Annotated in this window: 8 protein-coding genes; all 8 read left to right on the top strand. The window is 66.0% G+C overall.

Annotated features, from left to right (window positions below):
• Window positions 1–111 precede the first annotated feature (111 nt).
• Window positions 112–414, top strand: coding sequence for a YebG family protein (locus QZY07_RS15480; protein WP_295404558.1), 303 nt, complete (start codon window positions 112–114; stop codon window positions 412–414).
• On the top strand, window positions 414–1,670 hold the full coding sequence (locus QZY07_RS15485; RefSeq protein WP_295404560.1) for a VWA domain-containing protein: 1,257 nt from the start codon (window positions 414–416) through the stop codon (window positions 1,668–1,670). Before QZY07_RS15480 ends, QZY07_RS15485 begins: the two co-directional genes overlap by 1 nt.
• Before the next feature lie 197 nt (window positions 1,671–1,867).
• Window positions 1,868–2,479, top strand: coding sequence for an NAD(P)-binding oxidoreductase (locus QZY07_RS15490; RefSeq protein ID WP_295404561.1), 612 nt, complete (start codon window positions 1,868–1,870; stop codon window positions 2,477–2,479).
• A gap of 36 nt (window positions 2,480–2,515) precedes the next feature.
• The gene (locus tag QZY07_RS15495) at window positions 2,516–2,899 is read left to right on the top strand and encodes a PH domain-containing protein (protein WP_295404564.1); all 384 of its coding nucleotides are present in this window, start codon (window positions 2,516–2,518) and stop codon (window positions 2,897–2,899) included.
• A gap of 162 nt (window positions 2,900–3,061) precedes the next feature.
• Window positions 3,062–3,658 (top strand): hypothetical protein, encoded by a 597-nt coding sequence (locus QZY07_RS15500; protein WP_295404567.1) that lies wholly within the window; start codon window positions 3,062–3,064, stop codon window positions 3,656–3,658.
• Window positions 3,659–3,867: 209 nt separating this feature from the next.
• Window positions 3,868–4,278: a translesion error-prone DNA polymerase V autoproteolytic subunit gene (gene umuD / locus QZY07_RS15505; protein ID WP_295404569.1), complete on the top strand. Its 411-nt coding sequence runs from the start codon at window positions 3,868–3,870 to the stop codon at window positions 4,276–4,278.
• A 5-nt stretch (window positions 4,279–4,283) separates the two neighbouring features.
• A complete protein-coding gene (locus tag QZY07_RS15510; protein ID WP_295404572.1) occupies window positions 4,284–4,478 on the top strand; it encodes a hypothetical protein in 195 nt (64 codons plus the stop codon).
• Window positions 4,479–4,480: 2 nt separating this feature from the next.
• Window positions 4,481–5,405: Y-family DNA polymerase (locus QZY07_RS15515; protein ID WP_295404574.1), on the top strand; the 925-nt coding region annotated here is incomplete at its 3' end.

The raw sequence follows: 5,405 nt of genomic DNA on the forward strand, positions 1-5,405 counted from the left end.
GCGTTCGACAGGCAGGCTTGATGGGGGCACCCGTGGAATGGTCACGAGCGGGACGGCAGGTGTTGAGGCGCAAATCACCAAGCACCAATCTGAAAAGCGTGGGAACCAGCCATGATCGAGATCGAATACATCGTGAAAGACAGCCGTGGAGTTGATCGCTTGCGCACCGCCGACAAGAAGGCCGCCGATGCCTATGACCGTATTTTGGAAAATGCCGAGCGTCTGACGCAATTGCTGCGCGCGGACAAGGTACTGCCAAATCTGCCGGATGCGGACCTGGAGGAGTTGACCATCTATCTGGCCCGCAACGCTCAGACTGTGGAGCGCGTGCTGAAAGGGAAGGCGCCGGAACGCGAAGCGTCGGCCCCCGCCAGCAGGACGGGCAATGTCGCGCCCATCAAGGCGGCTGGCTAATGGAACTGACTTGTGGCCAGCGCGTCCCGCTCCCGGAACCGATCCGCTCCACCACGTTTCAGGTGGCCATCGACCTTCAGGGGATCGCGTGCGATGTCTCCTGCTTTGGTCTGGACGCCCAGGGAACGCTCGCTGATGACCGCTATCTCGTGTTCTTCAACCAGCCGCAAACTCCCTGTGGTGGTATCGAGCAAATCACGCTCGCCGGGTTTGTCTCGGGCTTCAATCTGACCCTCGCCCGTCTGCCCACCGCCATCGTCCGTCTCGTCTTCGTCGCGGCCATCGATGGGCCGGGCATCATGCGGCAGTTGTCGACCGGGCGCGTGGTGTTATTCGACGGTGACAAGGCAGCCGCCACCTTCGCGTTCCAAGGCCAGGATTTCGACCAGGAGCGGGCCTTGATGCTGATCGAACTCTATCGCAAGGGCGACAGTTGGCGGCTCGCGACCATCGGTCAGGGTTTCAACGGCGGTCTGGAGGCGCTGGTCCGTCACTTCGGCGGTGTGGTCGCGGAGGAGACTCCCCCGCCGGTCGCGTCACCGCCGCCCGCGCGCCTGTCGCTGGAAAAGCGCATCGAGCAGGAAGCCCCGCATCTCCTCAACCTGGCCAAGAAGGCAACCGTCAGCCTGGCAAAACAGGGGCTGCAAAGCACGGTGGCGCGGGTCGGGTTGGTGCTCGATGCCAGCGGCTCGATGCGCGAGCAATACAAGAGCGGTCGCGTCCAGGAACTGCTGGACCGCGTGTTGCCGCTGGCGCTGCATTTCGACGATGACGGGAGCCTCGATGTCTGGGCGTTCGACCGGGAGCCGAAGCCGTTACCGCCCGCGACGACGCGCAATATCCAGGGCTATCTGGACACCGCCAATGGCGGCTGGAAACAGTGGTACGGTGGCGCGAACGATGAGCCCAAGGCGATGCGGGCCGTGATCGACCATTATTGTCAACACCCCGCCGCGCCGCCGGTCTACGTGCTCTTCGTCAGCGATGGCGGCGTCCATCGGAACCGGGAGATCAAGACACTGATGGTGGAGGCGGCCCGATACCCGATTTTCTGGCAGTTCATGGGGCTGGGTGGGCGCAACTACGGGATTCTGGAAAAGCTCGATACCCTGGAGGGGCGCCTGGTCGATCATTGCGGGTTCTTTGCCGTTGACGACTTGCATCAATTGACCGAGGAACAGTTGTACGACCGGATGCTCCAGGAGTTCCCGCACTGGCTGCGCGAGGCGCGGGCAACGGGGATTGTGCGTCTCTAACGGCGTCGTCACAATCCATGTTAAGAATAGGATCAGGAGACGAACCTGGGATTTCGGTGTCGACGCTCGATCACGCTTGTTGGTCAGTGTGGTCGTGGTCGACTCGTTCCACGGTCTCGCGGTGCGAGCGATCGTTCTCAGCGCGCGTCTGTCGCGCTACTTGAGCCATCTAATCATCCCGATTCACCGAGGACGGCATGCACATCGCTTTATTTGGCGCGACCGGCGGTACCGGTCAACAGGTTCTGACCCAAGCCATCGAACAAGGCCACACCCTCACGGCGCTGGTCCGCGCGCCATCCCGCCTCCCGGCGCGACCGGAGTTGACCACGATCAGCGGCGACGTGCTGGATCTGGCCGCCGTGACCGCGTGTGTCGCGGGCGCGGACGCCGTGGTCTGTGCGCTGGGGAGTCATGGGAGCAAGACACCGATCGAAGCGCTGGGGACGGAGCGCATCCTCGCGGCGATGCAGGAACCGGGTGTGCGTCGTATCATCGTGGTGACGTCGCTCGGCGTCGGCGACAGTCGCGAGCAGATTGCCTGGCCGTTTCGCCTGATCATGGATCTGACCCTGAAACCGATCATGGCCGCGAAGGCGGAACAGGAACGACTCGTCAAGGCCAGCGGGCTGGACTGGACCATCGTCCGGCCGGGCGGACTGACCGATGGTCCGAAGACCGGGCGCTATCGGTTTGGCCTCGACCGCTCGCTCAAGGGCAGTCGGATCAGCCGTGCGGACGTGGCGGAGTTCGTGCTCAGACAGTTGACCGACGAAACGTCTCTGCATCGGACACCCGCCGTCACCTGATGGCCGCAACCCACACCAAACAGGAGGAGCGAGGAGATGGGACTTTTGAGTGGACTGCTGGGCAATGCGTCAACCGTCGATGTCAACAAGATCGCCCAGCAGCTCGAACCCATCCTGGCCGCCGAGGAAACCGTCGAACTGGCCTTTCAACTCGTCCGCGATCAGTTCGTCTTCACCAGCAAGCGGCTGATCCTGATCGACAAGCAAGGACTGACCGGCAAGAAGGTCGAGTACCTGTCGATCCCCTACAAGTCGATCACGCGCTTTGCCATCGAGACGGCCGGTCACTTCGACCTGGAGGCGGAGATGAAGCTGTGGGTCGGCAGCGAGCCCACGCCGATCGTCAAGGAAGTGCGCGGCAGCGAGAATGTCAGTGCGATCCAGAAGGCACTGGCCACGGCGGTGCTGATGGGGCATTGACGCCAGCACAGGGAGACCGCGCCGACAAGCAGCCTCGCGGTCTGCGGCGAACGTGTTCATCGGGTGCGTCCGTTGGTCTCGATCGATCCTTCCATCCTATCCACCATCGTTTTGGACGGTCAGATGAACATGCGCGCTTTGCTCCCATCGACCGCGGTCTGTTTGATAAGCCTCCTCCTCGGCGCCTGCCACACCCTCGTCCGCGAGTCCGTTCCGGGGGATTGGATCGAGATTCCTGCCGGGAGTGCGCTGCGGTTACACCAGCCGGTACAGATCCCACCGGGACGCACGCGCGCCTTCTTCACCGCGGGCCGCGCGTCGGGTGCTAGCCAGGACGCGACCTGCGCGCTGGAGGTCCGTCGTCTCGACCCCGCCGCGATCCAAACCGTCGCCCCCGCCCGCTTCGCGATCACCCGCGTCCAAGACTACGTGGCTTTGGTATCCAAGGCGGATCGTCCTCCCGACGAGGACCGCCACGTCCGTTTCCAACTCGCGAGCCATGGTGACAGCGGTGGCGCACCGATGATCCGGTTCGGCTACCATTTCTGGCTCGACGAGCGCCAGGATCCCAATGTCATGCGCCTCACCTGCCTGGGGCGGCACGACGAGCCCGCCTCCACCCGCCCGCCGACCCTGGTCGAGATCCAGGCGGTGTTAGGCGATCAGGCAACGCTTGAGCGGGCCGGCGCGGCGGCGGTGCCTGAACCCACTCGCGCGGCGCCCGCGGGGTGTCGGACTTGCCAGCCAGCCCCATCCTGATTATCGTACATCTTTCAAATAACCCCGAGCGCCCATGCCCCAATCTCCCCCCACCGCGCGCGGCGGTGCGCGCCCTGGCGCCGGACGCAAGCCTGGGTCCGGTCCCCATGGCGAGTCCACCCAGCCGATCCGACTGCCTGTCAGTGCGGTCCCGGCGGTGCGCGCCTGGCTTGCCACACGCGCGGCGAGCGTGGTGCCCCCCCGACGCCTTGACCTTCACCACGGCGCCCTCGGTGCTTCCGCTGTCGCTCTACGGCTCGCGCATCGCGGCCGGTTTTCCCTCGCCCGCGGACGATGACATCGAGGCCACCATCGACCTCAACACGCATCTGGTGAGTCATCCCGCCGCCACCTTCTTCGTGCGGGTGCGGGGCGACTCCATGACTGGGGTCGGGATCCACGACGGGGACTTGCTGGTGGTCGATCGTGCCCTGGAGGCCAAGTCCGGGTCCATCGTCGTCGCGGTGATCGACGGCGAGCTGACGGTGAAGCGCCTGAACATCGCGGGCGACCGGGTGTGGCTGCTGCCGGAGAATCCCGCCTATCCGCCGCTGGAGATCCGCGACGGGATGGCGCTGCACCTCTGGGGCGTGGTCGCGCATGCCGTGCGCTCGTTCTGATCGCCATGTTCGCGCTGGTCGACTGCAATAACTACGCCTCCTGCGAACGGCTGTTCCGCCCCGACCTGGAAGGGCGGGCCATCATCGTCCTGTCGAACAACGACGGTTGCGTGATCGCCCGCAGCCACGAAGCCAAGGCGCTCGGGATTTCGATGGGCTGCCGTTCTTCAAACTCGATCCCCGGTTGCACGCTCAGGTGACCGTGTTCTCCTCAAACGACGCCCTCTATGGCGACCTGTCGCGGCGCGTGATGCAGGTGCTGGCCGGTTTTGCGCCGACCATCGAGGTCTATTCGATCGACGAATGCTTCCTGGATCTGACCGGATGCCAGAACCCGACCGCTGACGGTCTGGCGATCGCCCGCACGGTGCGCCAGTGGACCGGGATTCCGGTCTCGGTCGGCATCGCCCCGACCAAGACGCTCGCCAAGCTCGCCAATCGGCTGGCGAAGCAGGGGCAGAGTCCCGATGGCCCGGTGCTCGACTGGGCGCGCCTGCCCGATCCGGCGGCGACGCTGGCCGGGATTCCGGTCGAGGACGTGTGGGGGATCGCCGTCCGCTGGGGGCAACGGCTGCGCGCGCTCGGCCTCGCCGATGCCCTGGCCGTGCGTGAGGCCGACCCGCGTTGGCTGCGTCAGCAGGGTGGCGTGGTGCTGGAGCGCCTCGGCTGGGAGCTGCGCGAGCGGTCCTGTTTGCCGCTGGAGGGGATCGCACCGCCGCGCCAACAGCTCCGGGTCTCGCGCACCTTCGGCGCGGCGGTGACCGCCTGGCCCGAACTGCGCGCGGCGTTGACCCGCTTCGCCAGCCGCGCGGGCGAGAAGCTGCGCGCCCAGGGCCTGGCCGCCCCGGCGCTGACGGTCTTTATCCAGACCGATGACAGCGCGCGGCCCTTCTATACCAATGCCGTCACCCTCCCCTTCGTCGCCCCGACCCAGGACAGCGCCGCGCTGATCGCGCAGGCGCTCGCGGGCGCCGCGCGGCTGTGTCGGCGCGGGGACGCCTATCGGCGGGCGGGGGTGCTGTTGCCGGATCTGGTTCCGGTCGGGCAGGCGCCGGCGGATCTGTTCGCGGCGCCGGACGCGGAGGACCGCGCGACGCGCCGGATGGCGGCCCTGGACGCCATCAACC

The sequence above is a fragment of the uncultured Thiocystis sp. genome, from assembly GCF_903866365.1.
In the GTDB taxonomy this organism is placed as follows: domain Bacteria; phylum Pseudomonadota; class Gammaproteobacteria; order Chromatiales; family Chromatiaceae; genus Chromatium.

Coding starts and splice junctions, on each gene's coding strand:
- QZY07_RS15480 (WP_295404558.1), top strand. CDS start 112: ATGATCGAGATCGAATACATCGTGAAAGACAGCCGTGGAGTTGATCGC.
- QZY07_RS15485 (WP_295404560.1), top strand. CDS start 414: ATGGAACTGACTTGTGGCCAGCGCGTCCCGCTCCCGGAACCGATCCGC.
- QZY07_RS15490 (WP_295404561.1), top strand. CDS start 1,868: ATGCACATCGCTTTATTTGGCGCGACCGGCGGTACCGGTCAACAGGTT.
- QZY07_RS15495 (WP_295404564.1), top strand. CDS start 2,516: ATGGGACTTTTGAGTGGACTGCTGGGCAATGCGTCAACCGTCGATGTC.
- QZY07_RS15510 (WP_295404572.1), top strand. CDS start 4,284: ATGTTCGCGCTGGTCGACTGCAATAACTACGCCTCCTGCGAACGGCTG.